This is a genomic window from Pontibacter sp. CAU 1760, assembly GCF_054482735.1.
On sequence record NZ_JBTLRL010000016.1, the window covers coordinates 57,649 to 79,071 of the forward strand.

The following is a 21,423-nucleotide window of genomic DNA, read 5'->3' on the forward strand; positions in this document are numbered from 1 at the left end:
TAGGTATAAAACCGAATCACATGAAAAACTATTTATACCTGCTGCTAGTGCTCACTTTTGCCTGTGGCCCGAAAAACGATGAGGTAAAGGACGAAATGGTAGACGTTGCCCCGCCAGCCGACGCCCTTGATTCTATTGCCGCCACCAACAAGGATGCCCTGAAAACAGATGAGAACGAAATCAGCGTGACCCTGCCCATGCCACAGCCCGTAATGCAATTGCTGGCGCAGCAGTACCCAGGCTGGAAGCAGCCTGAGTTGAGCGAAGAAGCCAGGCAATATGCGGATGCATCCAAAACACAAGGACCGATTATTGTGCGTGGCGACCTGGACAATGATACCCGGCAGGATGTGGCCCTGCAGTTGCAGCAGGACAAAGACATTGTGATGGTAGCAGCTTTGCAGCCGCAGGATGGCGTGTTCGAACTACATGAGCTCACACGCGATATCATGTTCAATGACCGCGGAAAGCTAAAAAGCATGTACTATCTGTATTTGCTGGAAAAAGGTGAAAAGCTGCTACGGGAGGATAATGCTGAACTGGGGGCTGAACACGATGCCGTGGCAGTTGGCATCGAAGGGCAGGTGAAAGGGTACCTCTACCAGAACGGTGCCTTCCAGCCCTACCGAATAAGCGAATGAAACAGCTTGGAAGCCGGCCATGCCCCCGGCTATAGGTTTACTATGTGTTATAGAGATAAAAAACCAGTAACATGAGCAGTGCTGCCGCCACGGCCCCAAAACTAAACGCATACTTGCCCGTCAGAAGAGCAAAGCTGCGTTCTGCCACAGGCATCTGTAGCTGGTAACGCCGCACATACGACAGGTAGACTAACAGCGTAAAGACAAAGCTGATAAACCAGAACACGCCAAAACGCAGCAGAAAATGCAAAGGAAGTTTGTAATGCATGTACTGCAGCAGGTAATCCTCGCGCCCCAGAAAATAAAAACTCAGGAAAAGCAGTATGGCGCAGTGCAGCAGCAGCAGCGAGAAGCTAAATGGCCGGGAATTTAAGGTCATACTCTAATAATTCAGAAAAGACTGGGCATCGCGCTTGATGTTGTCGCGGCTGAGGCCATCTTTCACGCCCGTCGAAATCTTACGCACCAGCACCCCCACAATTGTTTTCTTGAAACCCAACCGCGAGGCCATGTTGATGCAAAAGTCCATTTCGTTTTCATCCACAATGCCGTCGGCCAGCATCATCTCCACCAGGTCGTAAATCTGGTCGAAACGCTCCGAGTCATTAGCGGGCATCTGCGGCTCTATATTATCTGCATTTGAGATCAGGTTTCGCACCTCCGAGGCTTTCATACCGTGCTTCTTCCCGATCGAGACGATGTAATTCATCTCCGTCGGGTCCAGGTGCCCGTCAATTTTAGCCAGTGCGCCTAGATTGGTGATGTGGCTTTTTAACCTCTTTGTTTCTTCGCTTTCAAAAAAACCGAACATACGATGCCTCTAATTTAAAAATTAATTAATTCGTCTGATATTGTGGTAAAACTCTAGTTTCTACTAAATTTGCGGTCTTACGCTCTACGTGTAAGGACGACGCTCAGGCAAACACAGAAAGTATACCGTCTGCGAATTGCTAATGCATACGGTTTTCTGTTTTTAAAAGTCGTGCTTTTAGGCCCTTAATTTTACCAGGCCCTACAAGCGATTGTTTTTAGCAATACCTCTCCCGCACGTTTTGCAGTATTTGCTGGCACGCTCAGCGAATAATATATAAAATGATTTAACTAAACACATTATTACTCCATGAAAAAAATTGGTGTATTTACTTCCGGCGGTGATGCTCCAGGCATGAATGCCTGTATCAGAGCAATTGTGAGAACTGCCGTTTATCATGGTATAGAAGTATACGGGATTCAACGCGGATATAACGGAATGATCAAAGGGGAGATATTCAAACTTGAGTCTCACTCTGTCAGCAACATCATCCAGAAGGGCGGCACGATCCTACGCTCTGCGCGCAGCAAGGAATTCATGACCAAAGAAGGGCGGCAGAAAGCATACGATCAGTTGCAGAGCTTTGGCATTGAAGGACTGGTGGCGATTGGCGGTGACGGAACCTTCACGGGTGCGAATATATTTTTTGAGGAGTACGGCATACCTACCATCGGCGCACCAGGCACGATCGACAACGACCTGTATGGCACGGACTATACCATCGGCTACGACACAGCGGTAAACACGGCCCTGGACGCCATCGACAAGATCCGTGACACGGCTGACAGCCACGACCGCGTGTTCTTCATAGAGGTGATGGGGCGTGACTCCGGCTATATCGCGATCCCCTGCGCCATTGGCGGCGGTGCCGAGATTGTGATGATCCCGGAAACGGACACCAGCATCGAATACGTGGTGGATACACTGCGCACCGGCTGGAGCCGTTCCAAAACCTCGTTTATTGTGATTATTGCTGAGGGCGACGAAGAAGGAAGCGCTACAGAGGTTGCCAGCAAAGTACAGGAGGCCCTGCCGCATATGGATGCCCGTGTCACGATTCTGGGTCATGTGCAGCGTGGAGGTTCTCCTACCGCAGCAGACCGCATGCTGGCGAGCCGTCTGGGTATTGCCTGCGTAGAGGGACTACTAGCCGGGCACAAGAACAAAATGGCCGGCATCATCAACACGGAGTTAGTGTATACCCCTTTTATCGATACGATCACCAAAGACAAGCCGATAAACTCAGAGTTCATCAACATGGTGAACGTGCTTTCGAGCTAATCCGGCATCCGGGTTTATACCTTCCTGAATCACTATTTTATACTTCTGTGGCAGTATTGCCCAGGGGTATAAAATAACCTTATTTCAAAAAGCCCACCCATCCTATCCAAGAATATCGCTGGTGCAATGCTTCTTTTGCCGATATTCTAATATACCTATCCATCTCCGAAGATTTCCGTAAAAGCAGAGCGAACTAACATTGTACTGCTATCGCTTCTGCTAAACATACCGGTCGGATCATTTTAAAAGTCATCTTATGGCCTCTTGCCATTATAGTAGGGCTTTTGCTGCTCATCATCATTGCACTACAATTTCAGGGAGTGCAGAATTTCCTGGCCCAAAAAGGCGCAAACTACCTGGAAGACACCCTCGAAACGCGGGTGGATATCGGTGGCTTTACCACAGATTGGCGGAACACGCTGGTGCTGAAGGAAGTGTATGTGGAAGACCGCCAGCAGGACACCCTGTGGTATAGCGAGCGGTTGGGCGTTGACATGGCCATCCTTTCCCTCATCAGCGGCGAGATCAACATCAGCAAGGTAGACCTCGACAATGCCACCCTGAAACTGCATATCCGGGAAGACAGCACCACCAACTTCGATTTTATTGCCGAAGCCTTCTCCACCGACACTGCTGCCGCACAACCCGCCGACACAACTGCTGCCTCCATGCCCATCTCGGTGGGCATCGTGAACCTCAACAATGTGTATGTCAACTTTAAGGATGAAGCGGGAGGCAATTTCGTAAAGACGCGCGTCGGCAAACTCACCACCACCATGGACGAGCTGGATATGGACGCCCAGCGCTACATAGTGGATGAAGTGAGGCTGGCCAACACGTGGGTGGAATTTGAGCAGACCAAGCTTCCGCCCCCCGACACTACGGAGCAGGAACCCCTGGAAATGGACTTTGGCATCAGTCGCGTGGCCCTCGAAAATATCCGGCTCAGCTATATCAGTCATCCCGCAGACCAGCAGATAGAACTGGCCCTGGGAGAGTCGGAAATAGTGGCCGACAACATTAACCTCAAGGAGGCGCGTGTGGACCTGGCCAGCTTCAAGCTGCATAACACAGACCTCAAGTATGTGTTAAAGGAAATCAAGCCGGTAGACTCCCTTGCCGTGAACCCGGCCAAAACCGCGGAAGAACTAGATAAGTCGGTGGAGGAAACTGCCGGGCAGCCGATGAACTGGGTGCTCGCGCTGGGCGAGCTGGACGTCGTGGACCTGGACGTGCAGTATGACAACATGGGCCTGCCTAGACAAGCCAAGGGCATGGACTACAACCACCTGCTGTTTTCCGACATCAGGCTCGATGCCCAGGATATTCTGTACAGCCTGAACCGTATGCGGGTAGACCTGAACCAATTCACGCTGCGAGAGCAAAGCGGCTTCCAGCTCGAAAACTTCAACACGAAGCTGGTCATGGACTCTACCAGTGCCCAACTGACCAACCTGGACCTGAAGACGGGGAACAGCCATTTGCAGAACGACTTGAAAATGACCTACCCCTCGCTCGAAGCCATTGCTGAAAACCCTGCCGCTGTCGGGCTGAACGTTGACATCAACAACAGCTACATCGGGATGCAGGATGTCCTGTATTTCATGCCGGAGATGGCCGACAACCCTTCCTTTAGGAGCATCGCCAACTCTACCATCAAGCTGGAGGCAGAAGCCAATGGCCAACTAGATAATTTATACATCCAGAACCTCCAACTGGCGGGCCTGAAGGATACTTACGTGAATGTGAGCGGACAGGTGCGCAACGCCATGGAGCCAGACAATTTATACCTCGACCTCGATGTCAAGCGCTTTGCCACGACCCGAACCGACATACAAGCCCTCACGCCAGCCGGCATGTTGCCCCCCGACATCCGAATACCTGCGGAACTCAGCCTGACGGGAAACTATACCGGCAGCCTAACCGCTTTCGACGCCACCGCCGATCTGCTCACTTCATTCGGAAACATGGATGCTGTGGTGGACATGGGCGCTAACGAGCAGTTTACGGCAACCATCCAGACAAAGGGCTTTCAGCTCGGGCGAATGCTTACCGATAGCCTGGGCCTGGGCACCGTGGCGCTGGTGGCCAAGGCAAGCGGACAGGGCCTGACACCTGAAACCATGCGGGCTACCATACAGGCCGATGTGCAGCGCTTCGATTATAACAACTATACCTATAACAATGTGGACATTGATGCCCGCATTGACCGGAACATTTACCAGGTAGACGCCAGGGCTGCCGACAACAACCTGAACTTTATACTTGCCGGAAACTTCAACATGCGCGATGCGAAGCAGCCAGCCTATACCTTTGACCTGGATTTGCAGCAGGCAGACCTGAAGGCGCTTAACTTCTACCCGGAGCCGCTGGCCTTACGAGGGCAGTTGCAGGGCAACTTTACAGGTGCCGATGCCAGCACCCTCAGCGGCAAACTGAGAGGCGGTGCACTTGTGGTGAAATACAACAACACAAGTTACCCGATCGATTCTTTGCTGCTGACCTTGGAGCAGTCCGGGGAAATGGCTGAGATCGCGTTGCGCTCAGATATTGCCGATGCGGAAATGCATTTCGAGAACTCCCTTGCCACGCTTCCCACGGCCCTGGAGAAGCATTTCTCGAACTACATCGACATGCAGCCTGATGTGCCATACCCTGCCAACACCAACCTCGAAGACTTCCGGTTTACGCTCGACCTGAAGCGCACCAAACTGATCAGGGCCTTTGTGCCCGGGCTCACGGCGCTCCAAATAGACTCTGCGTTTACCGGCTCTTACAAGGCGCAGTCCAAGCAGCTGCGGGTGGATGGCCACATCAACACCATCACTTATACCGATTATACCCTCCGCAACCTCGCGCTAGAGTTACGCGGCAACCAGGAACAGATCGGGTATAACCTGAACTTGCAGAAACTCATTTCCCCATCCCTGAACATGCAACAAATCACCTTGGATGGCGCTGCCAAAGACGACGCCCTAACAACCCGGCTGGCCATAACCGGCGATACGCTGAAGGGAGGCGAGCGACTGGTACTGGGCGGCACCCTGAATAGCCAGGGCCAGGGCTACCGCTTCTCGATCAACCCAGACCAGTTGGTGATCAATGGCGATGATTGGGACGTACCCCAGGATAATTTCCTGCATTTCAGTACGGGTGTGCTGTATGCCAACAACATTGTACTGCAACACGGCAGGCAGGCCATCGCGCTAAACAGCGTGGGTTCCATACGCCCGAACGCCCCGCTAAATGTGGGGTTTGAGAACGTGGACATCGGTTACATCATGAGCACTTTCCAGAGTCCGGAAGATAGCCTGATAGCCGGTACGCTGAACGGTGAGGCCACCCTGAACAACCTGATGGCGGGCACTATGGGCTTTACATCAGATTTGAAAATAGACGATTTGCTTTTTGAAGGCACTCCGGTTGGGGATATTGCCCTGCAGGCCAGCAGCGCAGGGGGCAACCGCTATAACATCAACGCAAAGCTTACCGACAACGGCAACCAGTTGCTGGTGGACGGTTTTGTGGAGACGCAACCGAACGCTACCCTCCTGAACCTCGACGCAAACATTGAGCAGCTGAACATGCCCTCACTACAAGGATTTACCGCCGGTATGGTAAACCAGCTGGATGGTCGCGCCAACGGCGATCTGCGCATCACCGGCACCATAGCGAACCCCTCCATCAACGGCCAGCTCAACTTCGACCAGGCCAAGTTTAACATTGCCATGTTCGGCTCGCTGTTCACGCTCGAGAATGAGCGGCTGGTGTTTGATGAGCAGGGCATCAATTTCCCGAACTTCACCATCACCGACACCTTGGGCAACGACCTGCTGATCAATGGGTCGATTGCGACACAAACCTATACTGATTTTAAGTTTGACCTTGATGTGGACACCCAGCGGTTCTTGGCCCTGAATTCCACTGCCGCCGACAACGAGCTGTTTTACGGCACCTTGTTCGTGGCCGCCAACGCAGCCATCACCGGCAATATGGAGGTGCCCAAAATTGAGGTAGATGTGCGGGTGCTGGATGGCTCTGACTTTACGACCGTTATACCTGCCGACGAGGTGGGCGCTGCCGAGCGCGAGGGCATTGTGGAGTTCGTGAACCTGAACCCGGAAATGACGCGCATTATCAGCAGACCGCAGGAACAGGACTCGGTGGAAGTGACAGGGTTTGTGGGGGCAGACATAGAGGCAGAGATCAAAGTGACGGATGCCACCCCGATCACCATCGTGATCGACCCGATTACGGGCGATAACCTGGTCGTGCGCGGCACCGCAGACCCGCTTTACATTGGGATGCGGCCAAGCGGAGAGATCAACATGAGCGGGCGGTACACCATCACAGAGGGCCGTTACAGCATGGATTTCTATGACCTGGCCTCCCGCGAACTTGACATTGCCGAGGGCAGCTACATCAACTGGAGCGGCGACCCACTGCAGGCAGACATGGACATCACGGCCATCTATAACGTGAAAACCGCCCCCCAGGAATTGGTGGCCTCACAGGTAGCGGGGGTACAGAACCCTGCCCTGCAGAACCAGGTGGAGTTTCAGGTGCTTGTGAAAGTAACAGGCGACTTGCTGGCCCCGGAGATTGGCTTTGATATACAGCTGGCTCCGGAAGAGCGGGGCCAAGTACCAGAGCAGGTGAACACCAGCTTGGGTAACCTGCGGCAGAATGAGTCGGATTTGAACAAGCAGGTGTTTGCCTTATTGGTGCTTAACCGCTTCCTGGCCCCTGACCCGCTGGCTAGTTCCGGAGGCGGGTTCGAGGCTTCGGCACGGAACAGCCTAAGCGGCGTGCTCACAGACCAGCTCAACCAGCTGACCAACAAATTTGCCGGAGGCCTCGGGCTGGAGTTCGGCGTGGACTCTTACCAGGATTACTCCTCAGGCAGTGCCGAGGGCCGCACCGACCTGAACGTCGCCTTGCGCCAGCAGTTCCTGAACGACAGGCTTACCGTGCGCGTCGGCACCGACATTGGGCTGGAGGGCGGTGGCCAGGCCAACCAGACGATGAGTGGCTTTGGTGGCGACATTTCCGTGGAGTACTCCCTGACCCAGGATGGCCGCCTGCGGGTACGCGCTTTCCAGCGCAACCAGTATGAGGGCGTGCTGGAGGGAGGCGATGTACGTGCCACAGGGGCCTCCCTCATCTATGTGCGCGAGTACAATAACTTCTCCGACCTGTTCCGCAGCGTGGAGGCGGTGCAGTTAAGGGAGGCCGAGCGCAAGCTGGAAGCAGAGCAAAAATACCGCCAGGAGCAACAGGCATTAAAAGAAGAAGAAGAGTTACAAGAAAAGGGTATAGACCAGTAATTTATGTTAAACGATACACCTCTTAGCAGGCTTACCATTCTAGTTATACTACCACTGCTGCTACTGGCATCCAGCTGTAGCGTTACGAAGGTCGTGCCCGAAGGGAAAGCCCTTTTCTGGGGCTACGATGTAAAAGTGAACGGCGAGAAAGACAGCAGCAAGCGCTCCTCGGACCTGGAGCTTGAACTGAGCCAGGTGGTGCGCCCCAAGCCTAACGCCTCTATCCTGGGGCTTCGGCCAAAGCTGGCCATCTACAACGCTTTTTATACAGAGAAGGAGAAAGGCCTGAAGCACTTTATCATGACAAAACTCGGCGAGCCCCCCGTGTATTTTTCGGAGGTGGACACGGGTACAGTGAGTGGAATCATGGGCAACCGGCTGCATAACCGCGGCTACTTCAACAACGAAGTGGGGAGCACGGCCACCATAGCCAAGAAAAAGGCCACAGTAGAATGGACAGCCAAAGTAGGTGAGCCCTACCGCATACGCAAGATCGCCTATACCCTTAACGACTCGCTGCCTGTGCACCGGGACATTGAACGGGCAATGGATGAGTCGCTGCTGAAACCGGGTGAGCCTTATGACCTGTCCACACTCACAGCCGAGCGGGTTCGGATAGACGGTATCCTCAAAAACAAAGGGTATTACTTTTTCAGTCCGGAGTTACTGATTTTCAGTGCCGATACCACTGTGGGCGATAGAAAAGCAGATGTGCTGTTGCGCGTGAAAAACGCTGCCTCGGCTAAAGCCCTGAAGCCCTACCAAATAGACGACATCTTTATCTTCGCCAATTACTCTGTTGGCGACAGCCTGGCCACCAACGACACCATCGACTACAAGGGCTACCATTACATTCCGAACGAGAACTATGTGCGGGCAAGGCATTTGCTGCGCGGCGTTTTCCTAGAGCAGGACAGCCTCTACACCCGTCAGAACCATCTCCTGACCACCAAGCGTTTGGCAGCATACCCCGCTTATAAGTTCGTGAACGTGGAGTATGCCGTTGATACCCTGAAAGACAATGCGCTTGATGCCTTCGTATACCTGACCCCTGCCCTGAAGAAATCGCTGCGAACGGAATTGCAAATGGTCAGCAAGTCGAACGGGTTTGCCGGGCCGGGTATAAATGTGTCTTTCCAGAACAAGAATGCCTTCAAGGGGTCTGAGCTTCTGAAAGTGGAAGTCTCCAGCACGTTCGAATCCTACGTAGGGGGCCGGGGTACCGGAGACACCCCGGAGGGTGTGGAACAAGTGGGCAACGAAAATCTTTCTTCCTATGAGCTAAGCGCCAAAGCATCGCTCAGTATTCCACGCATCATGTCGCCGTTTAACCTGCGTAACCTCCGGACAGAGTTCGCTCCCCAAACCCGGATCGGGCTTGGTTTTAGCCTGTTAAACCGGGTAGAATTTTTCCGGATGAACTCTTACAGCGCCACCTATGGCTACAACTGGCGCCCCTCGCAAACCCTTACGCTCGATGTAACCCCCATCAACCTACAGTATGTCCGGTTGTCGAACACCACGCCAGCCTTTGATGAGTTCCTGTTCAAAAACCCGTTCCTGCAACGCAGCTTCGAGAACCAGTTTATCATCGGCTCGATTTACCAAATGACCTATAGCACGCAGGTATACAAGGAACGCACGAACCAGTTCTTCGATCGGGTAGTGCTGGACCTATCAGGCAACCTGCTCAATGGGGTACAATCGCTGACTGGCTTTCCGCCCCCTACAGATGAAGAGCCCCGATCGGTGGCTGGCAGCAGGTTCTCGCAGTATGTGCTGCTTGACAACGATTTCCGGCATTATTTGAATATCGGCCAGGAAAGCCAGTTGGTCACGCGGTTAGTCACCGGAGCGGGCTATGCTTACGGCAACTCCTCTACCCTGCCCTATGTCAAGCAGTTCTCGGTGGGCGGACCTAACAGCATCCGCGCCTTCCGTGCCCGCAGCATTGGCCCTGGTTCTTACCAAATCGCCGATTCCACCATTTTCTCTTACTTCGACCAAGTAGGCGACATACGCTTAGTGGGCAACGTGGAATACCGCTTCCCGCTGGCAGGATTCTTTAAAGGGGCGCTGTTTGTAGATGCCGGTAACATCTGGACGTTTAAAGAAGAGAGGAATGAGCAAGGGGAACCCCTGCGTGAGGGTGGCCAGTTCAACAGCAAGAATTTCCTGGACCAGCTGGCTATAGGTACCGGTTTCGGTCTGCGGGTGGATGTGGAGTTTTTCGTGTTGCGCCTGGATGTCGGTATACCGGTGCAGGTACCCTACCTGCCCAAAGGAGAGCGTAACGTGTTGAAGGACTTTAACGGCAGCTTCACAGGCGAGAACAGCATGGTGCTGAACATCGCCATCGGCTATCCTTTCTAACCAGGGATATAGGTTCAGGAGTTGTTTATGGCTCGGCGTCCTGGCTCGTGGCCTCCCATTCAGCGGGCTTCCGGCCCACTTGATGGAAGGCACAAACCCAATGCTGGTATAAAACTCCAGGATGCTTTCGGGCCGCAATAAAAGCAATAACCTCAGTCCCAGTCAGTGCTAAGCAGGAAAGAATCAAAAATCAGGGCTGCATTTGTGCGTTTATGTACTGCACGATCTCTTGCCACTGCTGAGGCTCAAACCAGGCATACTCGCTGGGGTCCTTTTTAAACCAGGTAAGCTGGCGTTTGGCGTAGCGGCGGCTATTGCGTTTCAGCAAGCGCACGGCCTCTTCCCAATCATACTTCCCTTCCATGAAATCGAAAATTTCTTTATACCCTACCGTTTGCAGGGCATTGTGGGCCCGATGCGGGTATAGCGCTTTCGCTTCCTCCAGCAGCCCTTGTGCCAGCATCAGGTCCATCCGATGGTCAATGCGTTGGTAAAGCTCGTTTCGGTCGCGGTTCAGGCCGATCTTTATCAACTGGAAAGGGCGCTTTTGCTTTTCGCTTTTCCGGAAGCAGGAATAAGGCAACCCGCTGCTCAGGCTCACTTCCACCGCTCGGATCACGCGCTGCGGATTTGCTCTGTCAACCTGCTCATAATAGGCGGGGTCCAGTTCGGCCAATTTTTCCAGCAGCGGTTGCAGCCCTTCCGCTTCGTATTGTTGGGCCAGGGCGTGGCGCAGGGCAGGGTCTGTCTCGGGCATCTCGTCCATACCCTCTAGCACAGCCCGCACATACAGCCCTGAGCCACCCGTCAGGATCACCACATCCTGCTCCTCAAACAATTTGTCCAGCAGCATTAACACATCCTGTTCATAGGCACCGGCATTGTACTCTTCGGCAATGTTATGGGAGTCGACAAAATAATGCTGTACCCCTTGTTGCTCTGCTGCGGTGGGTTTAGCGGTGCCAATACTCATCTCGCGGTAAAACTGCCGTGAGTCGGCTGAAATGACCTGGGTATGAAAGTGCCTGGCCAGTTGCACGCACAAGTCTGTTTTGCCCACCGCTGTCGGCCCCACTACCACCACTAAATGCTTCTGCTTTGTCATACCCCTATCTGTTCGTAAAATCGAATAAGCTTTTGTTCTTCCCGCTGCCAGTTCAGGTCCTGCCGGGCGCTGGTGCAGTTTTGCACCAGTCGCAGGTACAACTCCTGGTCAGTGAGTAATTGCCGCAGTTTGTGCTGTATCTCCGGCACGCTTAGTCTCGTCAGCAAGCCCACCTGGTACTGCTCGTTGAGTTGCCGGTACTCCGGGAAGTCGATGACCAGTTGGGGCACGCCGGCGTGCACGTAATCAAAGAACTTATTGGCAAGCGAGTAATAATAGCTCAGCCCTTTGTTTTCCAGCAACATCACCCCTACGGTGCACCTGCGCGTAATCTGCAACAGGTCCTGGGGCAATACCATCCCTTTAAACTCAACCCGAGAATGTAGCCCCAAAGCCAGTGCCTGTTCTTTTAGCTGTGGCAGGATATCCCCATCGCCGCAAACAACCAGTTTCGCATCCAGCCCGACCATGGCTTGCAGCAGTTGCTCCAGGCCCCGACCGGCGTTTACGGCACCTTGGTATAGAACAGTGCGTGGCTCCCGCTCAGGCGGCGCGAAGGGCTCTAACAAGGGCATGTTTCGGATAAGGGCAAACTTTCGGCCATACTTGCTATAGAAAATACCGGCGATAGACGAGGTAACCGTATAAGCATAGTGGGTTCGTTTGATGATAAACCGCTCAATGGCTGTCCAGGCAGCTTTCACCAGTTTGCGGTCTGTCACTTCTATCACCTCCGGAAAGTACTCGTGCGCATCATATACAAACGGCTTCTGCATCTGCCTTGCCCGGAAGTATACCGGCAAGGCAGTATCCAGGTCGATGGCGCAATAGGCATCGCAAGGCTGTTTCCGGAGGTAAAAGTAAAGCCGCAGCATAAACTCCAGGTAAAAAAGCTTTCCGCTATGATACCGGCACACCAACCGCTGCTGCTTATAGGGCTGCTGTAGCAGCGGGCCTGATTTCGGGGTGACCCGCCCTACCAGTTCCACGGCATACCCGGCCTTAGCCAGTGAGCCGCAGATGCGTTGCATCCGCTGGTCATGGTTAAGGTCGGTGGTAACAGCGAAGATGATTTTTTTCATATTTTCACGGCAAGCAAAGCCCGGCTACCCGGCTAATCGAGCCAGAAGGATAATTTTTTTGCTAATTTATCGCTAATTTTATAAAATGAACACTGGAGCTACCTCCGCAACTTGTTTCGGGGGCTTCTTATACCTAGTTTTTATACCGGAATGCCTTTTATACCCAACCTGGAAACAAACGATTTGCTTGCCAAACAAGCCCAGACGCTGCTGCAAGTATTGGCGCAACTGACCACGCCTGAGCAGGGAGTGGCCATTGCGCATCGCGACGGTAAAATATTAGCGAGCAATGCCCAGTTTGCAGGCTATTACCGTGCCCGGAACCCAGAGGCTGAAGCAGACTTCACCATCCAGGAATTACTGCATCAGTCAGAAAACCAGTTTCAGGCATTTCTCGGCAAGCTCAAAGCAGAAAAAAATGCTTCAGACTATCTTCCCTTTCAGCCCGATGCAGAGGAGCAGCAAGTGGCTTACAAGTGCCGGTTACTAGAATATCAGCGCGAGAATTTCATTTACCTGGAGCTTTCAGAGCAGGTGCAGAAGGCTGCAGAAGAGACGAGCTACCATTTGGTGTTTGAGGGCAGCTCGGAACCGTTGTTTATACTGGACTACGAAGGCAATTTCATTGATGTCAACCAAAGTGCCCTTACACTCGCCAAGCAGAAAAAAAAGCAACTGATCGGACGGTCAGTTTATGACCTTTTTTCCCTGACGCACTTTGAGCGCACCACACTGCGCAAGCAGGTAAAACAGGCGCTGCAAGGCACAACGCAAAAGTTTGAATGGTGGCTGCATGGAAAAGACCCGCAGGATTTGCTTCCGGTAGAGATAACGCTCTGCCGGGGTACCTTTAAGGGGCAAGACGTACTGTACGGCTCTGTTAAGAACCTGGTGGAGATGATCGCGGCCGAACAGGAAGTGCGTTTCAGGAACCACCAGCTGGAGTTCATCAACAACCTCATCACCAACCTCTCTTCCTCCGACAGTAAATACGAGGTGCTGCAGCATACCCTGGACAGGCTGCTACAGCAAAGCGGTATGGAAGGTGGCTATGTTTATACGTGCCAACCGGACAGCCATAAGGCCAACCTAACCTATGTAGCCGGCAAAGTAAAAGGTGTTCATAAACCAGAAGTGCTGCAGTTAGACGCCGGCCTGTTAGGGCAGCTCGTAACACCTCACAAGCCGTCGGCGCTGAAAACACTGACCAAGCACTTGGAGAGCGAGCTGCAGCATGAGGTAGTGCTGGTGCCCGTGCAGACGGAAAGTGAGCTGCTTGCACTGCTCGTAATGTGGCAAAGAGGCAGAATCCGCACCAGCAGTTCGTTTATGGCCCTGCTCGATTTTATCGGGGCAGCCATTGGCAATTATATTGCGCGCCACCAGTTACAGCAACAGCTCATCACCTCTGAGGATAAGTACCGCAAGTTATTTGAGTCATCGTATGATGCCATCTTGCTATACAAGGACGGGGTGGTGGTGGAGTGCAACGATAAAGCCCTGGAATTTTTCAGGTGCACCCGCGACGAACTGATCGGCTTCTCAGCAAAGGATTTCTCCCCTCCCCTGCAACCCGACGGAACAGACTCTAACCTGAAGGCTCAACGGCTCATGCAGGAGATCATCGAGACAGGCAAGCCGATGACTTTTGACTGGCAGAACCTCCGCAAAGACGGCACACTTATCGACGTTGAGTTGAGCGTGAACCGTGTGGTGATCGACAACGAATATTACATCCAGGTTTTTAAGCGCGACATAACACAGCGCAAGCAGGCCCAAAAAGCCAAGCGCCGGCAGGAGGTCCTGCACGAGTCTATGGGCCGCTTCCGCGATTTCCTGGACAAAGTAAACCTGATTTACTATAGCCTGGACCTGGCAGGAAACATCAAGCACACCAATAATTACTTCCTGAAGTATGTGGAGTATAAAGAAGAGGAACTGATTGACCAGAACTTCTTTGAGCTGCTGGTGCCTAAGCATGAGAGCGCACAGTGGAAACAGGAGCACGAGCAGGCGCTCCGGACTAACCACCTGAACTCCTACTACGAGCGGGATATTGTCACGAAATCGGGCCAGTTGAAGACACTCCGCTGGAATTCGATGTTTGACTACAGCGAGAAGGGCCATGTGATCGGGGTAACCAGCGTGGGCAAGGACATGACCGACAAACGGGTGGCCATGGAAGCCCTGAAGGATAACAAAATCCGCCTGCAGGACCTTTTCGATAATGCCCATGACCTGATTCAGAATATCTCGGTCGACAACAAGTTCATTTTTGTAAACAAGGCCTGGAAAGACCGCCTGGGCTACAACGACTTCGACATAGAGTCGCTTACGCTCCACGACATCGTGCACCCCTATTACAAGGCGAAGCTCATTTACCAGCTCCGCAACCTGTACAAAGGCGAGAATGCAAACAAGATCGAGACGGTATTCCTGACCAAGGCGGGTAAGCCGGTACACCTGATCGGTAGTATAAACTGCAGCTGGCAGGATGGCCGGCCAGTGGCCACGCGCGCCATCCTCCACGACATCACCGACCGCATCAAGGCCGAGCGCCTGCAGAAGGTATACTACAGCATTGCCAACCTGGCGATCAGCAGCAAAGACCTTAACTCGCTCTACGCGGCCATCCACCGCGAGCTGAGCAAGATCATCTACATCGCGCTGGTCGACAACGAGCGCAAGTACCTGAACTTCGTGTACCTGGTTGATCAGTATGTGGAAAAAGGCAGCAAAACGCAGGTGCGCCGCCCTTTCTCTACCGGATTGTCGGAGTACATCATCGAAACGGGCAAGCCGCTGTATATGCAAAAGGCTGACCTGAAGGACCTGGCGGTACAGGAAAACCTGAACCCGTATGGTACCCTGCCGGAGGTGATGCTTTGCTCCCCCCTTGCTATCGGCGACCGCATTATCGGGGTGATTGCGTTGCAGGATTACCAGAACGCCGAAGCCTATGTGCATACCGACATCGAGATCCTGCACTTTATCTCGAACCAGGTGGCCCTTGCCATCGAGCGCAAGCGAAACGAGGAGCAGATCAACAACCAAAACGCACGGCTGAACGCGATCTTTGAAAGTGGCACGCACCATATGTGGTCCATCAACCGCAGTTATGAGCTGACCTCCTTCAACAAGAATTTTGCAGAAAGCTTTGAGATGCGCAGCGGGATGGAATTAAAGCCATATACCCGCCTGAATGGCCCGAATTTGATCAACATTCATGAGCTGTCATTTGATTTCTGGGATGAGAAGTATAAACTGGCCTTCAGCGGCAAGCCACAGCACTTTGAGGTTCGTTTGGATGAACTTGGTATATGGCGAGAGGTATACCTGAGCCCGATTTACCTGGAGGATGGCACCTTTGAGGAGATCTCGGGTATGGCGCTGGATATTACGGACAAAAAGAAATCGCAGCTCGACCTTGTAGAGAGTGAGGAGAAGTTCAGGCACATCTTTGAGTCTTTCCAGGATGTGTTTTACCGTTGCACGCTGAATGGCACCATACAGCTGGTGAGCCCGTCGGTGAAACAGCTGCTGGGTTACCGCGATGATGAGATGCTGGGCAAAAATGTGCTGGAGTTTTACATAAACGCCCACGAAACTGCGGTTATCCGTAACCGGGTACTTACCGAGCACAGCGTACGCGACATTGAGGTGGAGGTGCAGACTAAAAACGGCACGCCCAAAACTGTGATTCTCGACTCAAGGCTGGTATACGACAAAGACGGTGATCCTGTAGCCATGGAGGGTGTACTCCGTGACGTGTCGGAACTGAAACGCACCCAAAAAGCCCTGCTGAAAGCCAAGGAAGAGGCTGAGAACCTGCTGAAAGTGAAAACCCAGTTCCTGGCCAACATGAGCCACGAGCTGCGCACCCCAATGAACGGCATCATCGGCATGATCGACCTGTTGAATCAGGTGAACACGGACCCGGAGCAGGGCGAGTACATCGATACCCTGCGCAAATCGTCGGATGCCCTCTTAGCCATCCTGAACGACATCCTGGACCTGAGCAAGATACAGGCGGGCAAGCTGGTGCTACACGAAAGCGGCGTAGACCTGCACGAGACCCTGGGTAAGATCCACTCGCTTTTTGCCAACCGGGCACAGCAGAAGGACCTGGATTTCACCTATACCATCTCCCCTGATGTGCCACGGCACATTTACACTGACGAAACGCGCCTGTTGCAAATCCTGTCGAACCTGACCTCCAATGCCATCAAGTTCACCAACGCCGGCAAAGTGGTTATCGATGTGAATGCCGAGGCGCTGGACAAGGAGTATTACAGGCTGCACGTGCGGGTAGAGGACTCGGGCATTGGTATATCCTCTGAAGACCAAGTGCTGCTCTTCAACGATTTCGCTCAGTTGGACAATTCCTCTACCAAAACATTTGGCGGAACGGGCTTAGGCCTGGCGATCTCGAAGCAGCTGACCCACCTGCTGGGCGGCGACATTGGCGTGGAGTCTATGAGCGAGGAAGGCAGCGTGTTCTGGTTTGACATTGTGGTACGCAGGGCCACCACCGAGGAGATGGCGGTTAGGGAGCAAAAGCAGCAGCGCCAGAACACAGAGGTAGCCGCCCTTGAGGACCGCCCGAATGTGCTGTTGGTGGATGACAACGTGATAAACCAGAAAGTAGCCCAGAAATTACTGGAGCGGCTTGGCTGCTATACCACCGTTGCCTCTAACGGTTACCAGGCCATCGAGCTGGCGACAAGCAACTTCTACCATATCATTTTCATGGATATCCAGATGCCTGAGATGGATGGGGTGACGGCCACGAACATCATCAAAGAAAAATTAGGCGCTAAATGTCCTCCTATTGTGGCCATGACCGCGTATTCAATGAAAGATGATGCCGAGAAGTTCATGAACCAAGGCCTGGACGACTATATCTCCAAACCTGCCAAAAGCGTGGACCTTCATACCGTTATCGTGAAGTGGCAGCAGCGGCAACTACAGGCACATCCCTGGCCGGAAGCCGTGGTGCAGGAGGAAGAAGCGCAGCAACCGGAGGAGGCTGAGACGCCGGAAAAGGTCATTGACATGGACGTAGTGGAGCAACTGAAACAGATTGGCGGCCCTGCCTTTGTGGAACAGCTTTACACCGAATTTGAAGAAGAAGCAGCTGAGTTGTTAGAGAGCGTTAAAAAAGACCTGGAGTTACAACAATATAATACCATATTAAGTACATTGCATCAATTGAAGGGCACTGGCTTTACGTTGGGCATCGTTTCGGTTGCCGAACTTGCCAAACAGCTGGAGCACGATATTAAAGCCAACCATTTGGAGCATGTAGATGAAAATTTCTACAAATTGCAGTCCCATTACGAAAACTATCGAAAAACTTATAAAGACATTATACTCTGTTAGCACATGGCTGAAAGTAAAACTATATTAATCGCCGAGGATAGCTCCGTTATCCTGAACCTGACGAAAAAGATTCTGGAACTCCAGAAATACAAGATACTGGTCGCCAAAAATGGTGGCGAGGTGATCAAGCAGGTAGAGAACAATAAGATCGACGCTATCCTGATGGACCTGAACATACCCGTGAAGAGCGGTATGGACTGCACCCGCGAAATCCGTGCGCACGAGAACAAGGACATTGCCAACATTCCGATCATCGCGGTTACCGGCAACGCTAACAACTACAGCATGGAGGATTTTAAGGAAGCCGGCATTAACGACTACCTGCCAAAGCCGCTGGACTTTGATGCGCTGGTTTTAACCGTAAAAAAATACACCGCTGATTAAATGGAATTAAAGTACACGCGGCCATTCCTGAATAAGCTAGAGGATATTTTTGCAGAGTCTGACTTTGTGCTGCGCTACGAAAAAGGAAATTTCAAAGCCGGTTACTGTCTGCTGAAGGATATGAAAGTGGCGGTAGTGAACAAATACTATAGCCTGGAAGGCAAGATTAACTGCCTCTATGACATCCTCCGCACCATTGCCGTAGACGAAACCCAACTGAGCGACAAAAACCGCCAGTTATACCTTGCCATCCGCAATCAGGAGAAAGCCAATTGAAAGTTACATTACTAGGAACAGGCACCTCGCAGGGCGTACCCGTGATTGGGTGCACCTGCGAGGTGTGCCGTTCTGTTGACTACCGGGACAAGCGCCTGCGCGTTTCCGTTCATTTGCAGGTGCAGGGCAAGAGCATCATCATCGATACCGGCCCTGATTTCAGGCAGCAGGTGCTGCGCGAACGCATCCGCACCCTCGATGCCTTGGTATTCACGCATGAGCACAAAGACCACACCGCGGGGCTAGATGATATCCGGGCCTACAACTTCGCTCAGCATAAAGACATGCCTGTGTATGCGGAGGAGCGCGTGCTGAATCAGCTGAAAAAAGAGTTCGCCTATATTTTCGCGGATTTCAAGTACCCCGGTATACCGCGCGTTCAACTCCACACAGTAGAGAATGAGCCCTTCGAGGTAGAAGGCGTGTTGTTTACCCCTATACGGGTAATGCACTACAAGCTCCCCGTGTTTGGCTTCCGTGTGGGCGATTTTACGTACATCACCGATGCCAATTTTATTTCTGAGGAGGAGAAGGAAAAGATCAAAGGATCGAGGGTGATTGTGCTGAACGCGTTGCGGCATGAACCGCATATCTCTCATTTTTCGTTACAGGAAGCCATTGCCCTGTTAGAGGAACTGCAGCCGGAGCAAGCTTACCTGACGCACATCAGCCATTTGCTGGGCCAGCACCGCGAGGTAGAGCCGCAACTCCCTGACTTTATCCGGCTGGGCTACGATGGCCTGCAGATTGAACTATAAGTGCACCAGAACTACTATTTTTTAAAACAGCTCACCAAGGCCCTCCAGCACCAGCTTGTTGGGATGCAAGCCGTTACGGCCTTTAGCCAGAATAAGGACGAACTGGTGCTGGGCTTTGCAAAAGGAGGCCGGGAGTTTTATATACGCGCCTCGCTTACCTCACACTTCGCTACCATCTCCTTCCCCACCGACTTCCGGCGGGCTCGCGCTAATACCGTGGAACTGATGCAGGACCTGCACGGGCAAACAGTGGAGAAGGTGGTGCAGCACCTGAATGAGCGCAGTTTTTACATAAACTTTTCCGAGGGGTATACCCTCTTGTTCAAGCTTTTTGGCAACCGCTCCAACCTGGTGCTGTTCCGTCACGAAGCGCCTATTGAACTGTTCCACCATAAGTTCAGTGCCGACGCTGAGCTTAACCCGGGGGGTATGGACAGGCCGTTGGAGCAGAACCTAGCCGCTTTTACGGCAGCACAGGGTAATCTTCGCAGGATATACCCTACGTTCGGCGACTTGCCTGCCGCCTACCTGCAGGAACGGGACTATGCCCATCAGCCCTTGGAAACACAGTGGGAAATGGTGCAGGAGATGCTGGAACTGCTGGAAGAGCCGGAGCAATACTACATTATCCGTTACCAGGGCAAGTTGCGCCTATCCCTCCTGCCGCTCGGCGAAATCATTGATTCTTATCAGGGTCCATTAGAGGCTTTGAACGCTTATACCCGTCGCTACCTTTCCGAAACCGGCTTTGAGCGCCAGATGGCACAGGCACAGCAACAACTCGAACGGAAGCGCCACATGACCCAAACGGTGCTGGAGCAGTCATCCAAGAAACTGAACGAACTCCGCCACGACAAGTCTTATGCGCAAACGGCCGATGTGATCATGGCAAACCTGACCAACATACCGCCCCGTGCCGAAGTGGTAGAACTCTACGACTTTTACATAAATCAGCAGCGCGTCATCAAACTGAAGCAAAACGAATCCCCTCAGAAGTTTGCGGAGCGTTTATACCGGAAAGCCAAGAACCAACACGTGGAGGTAAAGCAGCTCGAGGAAAAGACGGAACGCAAGCTGGAGGAACTGATTGTGCTGGAAGACGCGCTACAGGCGCTGGCGGAAATACAGGAGTATAAGCAGCTGAAGCCTTTTCTGAAGGAGTATACCCACCTGCTATCAGGTAAGCAGCAGGAGCAGCAGGAAATACCGTTCAGGCTCTTCGAAGCGGAGGGCTTCCGGATACTGGTCGGGAAAAGCGCCAAAAGCAACGACCAGCTGACGCAGCGCCACAGCTACAAGGAAGATATATGGCTGCACGCCAAAGACGTCTCCGGCTCGCACGTGGTCATCAAGCACCAGGCCGGTAAAACGGTGCCGGTAACCGTGCTCGAGAAAGCGGCCCAACTGGCAGCCTATTACAGCAAACGTAAATCAGATAGCCTGTGCCCTGTGATGTATACCCCAAAAAAGTGGGTGCGGAAGCCAAAGGGCGCAGCGCCGGGAGCCGTAGTAGTAGAGCGGGAGCAGGTGCTGCTCGTAAAGCCGCAGAATCCTTTTGCCAATCAACCTAAATAGCATACTCAACCAGCGAGGCCCTGAAACAGAAAAAGCAGCGTAAAGCTGCTTTTTCTGTTTAGCCAAATAGGCCGAATCCTTGAATGTGCGCGCGGGGAGATTCGAACTCCCACACCCGAAGGCACCACCCCCTCAAGATGGCGTGTCTACCAGTTTCACCACGTGCGCAGGTAAAATGTGGTTGCAAAAGTAACCACGCCCCTCGACATTTGCAATGCCCTTTTGCCAATTTTAACGCATTTATTTCAGGTTTGAGTTAATTATCATCATCATAGAACTTTAAATCTTAGTCCGTGTTGTTATTATACAGTATACCTTATAAGCTTCAGTAAGGCAGTAAGTATAAACATTACAAGAACCTTTCTCGGGCAGCAATGGCTTTATACTTAACTTTATACCTCTGCAGCCTTTTTTGCTGCTATATAGTT

13 protein-coding genes and 1 tRNA gene are annotated in these 21,423 nt (G+C 52.6%); 9 read left to right on the top strand and 5 right to left on the bottom strand.

The features are described from left to right. Positions 1-20 precede the first annotated feature (20 nt). The gene (locus tag ACXYMU_RS18360) at positions 21-641 is read left to right on the top strand and encodes a hypothetical protein (RefSeq protein ID WP_458987877.1); all 621 of its coding nucleotides are present in this window, start codon (positions 21-23) and stop codon (positions 639-641) included. A 40-nt stretch (positions 642-681) separates the two neighbouring features. On the opposite strand, the gene ACXYMU_RS18365 is transcribed toward ACXYMU_RS18360, so the two are convergent. Next, on the bottom strand, positions 682-1,020 hold the full coding sequence (locus tag ACXYMU_RS18365) for a hypothetical protein (RefSeq protein WP_458987878.1): 339 nt from the start codon (positions 1,018-1,020) through the stop codon (positions 682-684). Between the two features lie 3 nt (positions 1,021-1,023). After that, a complete protein-coding gene (locus ACXYMU_RS18370; RefSeq protein ID WP_458987879.1) occupies positions 1,024-1,452 on the bottom strand; it encodes a TerB family tellurite resistance protein in 429 nt (142 codons plus the stop codon). 309 nt (positions 1,453-1,761) lie between these two features. On the opposite strand from ACXYMU_RS18370, the gene pfkA reads away from it, so the two are divergent. The 3 genes from pfkA (at position 1,762) to tamL (ending at position 10,433) form a co-directional block, all read left to right on the top strand. Further along, positions 1,762-2,733: a 6-phosphofructokinase gene (gene pfkA, locus ACXYMU_RS18375; protein WP_458987880.1), complete on the top strand. Its 972-nt coding sequence runs from the start codon at positions 1,762-1,764 to the stop codon at positions 2,731-2,733. Positions 2,734-2,984: 251 nt separating this feature from the next. Further along, positions 2,985-8,060 (top strand): translocation/assembly module TamB domain-containing protein, encoded by a 5,076-nt coding sequence (locus ACXYMU_RS18380; RefSeq protein ID WP_458987917.1) that lies wholly within the window; start codon positions 2,985-2,987, stop codon positions 8,058-8,060. A gap of 3 nt (positions 8,061-8,063) precedes the next feature. After that, positions 8,064-10,433, top strand: a complete 2,370-nt coding sequence (gene tamL, locus ACXYMU_RS18385) for a translocation and assembly module lipoprotein TamL (protein WP_458987881.1) — start codon at positions 8,064-8,066, stop codon at positions 10,431-10,433. Between the two features lie 190 nt (positions 10,434-10,623). On the opposite strand, the gene miaA is transcribed toward tamL, so the two are convergent. Continuing rightward, positions 10,624-11,538: a tRNA (adenosine(37)-N6)-dimethylallyltransferase MiaA gene (gene miaA / locus ACXYMU_RS18390; RefSeq protein ID WP_458987882.1), complete on the bottom strand. Its 915-nt coding sequence runs from the start codon at positions 11,536-11,538 to the stop codon at positions 10,624-10,626. Then, a complete protein-coding gene (locus ACXYMU_RS18395; RefSeq protein WP_458987883.1) occupies positions 11,535-12,620 on the bottom strand; it encodes a glycosyltransferase in 1,086 nt (361 codons plus the stop codon). Before ACXYMU_RS18395 ends, miaA begins: the two co-directional genes overlap by 4 nt. A gap of 150 nt (positions 12,621-12,770) precedes the next feature. On the opposite strand from ACXYMU_RS18395, the gene ACXYMU_RS18400 reads away from it, so the two are divergent. The 5 genes from ACXYMU_RS18400 to ACXYMU_RS18420 are packed head-to-tail and all read left to right on the top strand — an operon-like array spanning position 12,771 to position 20,995. After that, complete coding sequence (locus ACXYMU_RS18400; protein WP_458987884.1) at positions 12,771-18,002, top strand: PAS domain S-box protein; 5,232 nt, start codon at positions 12,771-12,773, stop codon at positions 18,000-18,002. Positions 18,003-18,005: 3 nt separating this feature from the next. After that, positions 18,006-18,386 carry a response regulator gene (locus tag ACXYMU_RS18405; protein WP_458987885.1) on the top strand — a complete coding sequence of 127 codons (381 nt, stop codon included), beginning with the start codon at positions 18,006-18,008 and terminating at the stop codon, positions 18,384-18,386. Then, complete coding sequence (locus ACXYMU_RS18410; protein WP_458987886.1) at positions 18,387-18,662, top strand: hypothetical protein; 276 nt, start codon at positions 18,387-18,389, stop codon at positions 18,660-18,662. After that, positions 18,659-19,420 (top strand): MBL fold metallo-hydrolase, encoded by a 762-nt coding sequence (locus ACXYMU_RS18415; protein ID WP_458987887.1) that lies wholly within the window; start codon positions 18,659-18,661, stop codon positions 19,418-19,420. The genes ACXYMU_RS18410 and ACXYMU_RS18415 overlap by 4 nt, the downstream gene beginning before the upstream one ends. Next, on the top strand, positions 19,421-20,995 hold the full coding sequence (locus ACXYMU_RS18420) for an NFACT RNA binding domain-containing protein (protein WP_458987888.1): 1,575 nt from the start codon (positions 19,421-19,423) through the stop codon (positions 20,993-20,995). 86 nt (positions 20,996-21,081) lie between these two features. Here ACXYMU_RS18420 and ACXYMU_RS18425 read toward each other — a convergent pair. Beyond that, positions 21,082-21,163 (bottom strand) — tRNA-Leu (locus ACXYMU_RS18425). Between the last annotated feature and the right edge of the window lie 260 nt (positions 21,164-21,423).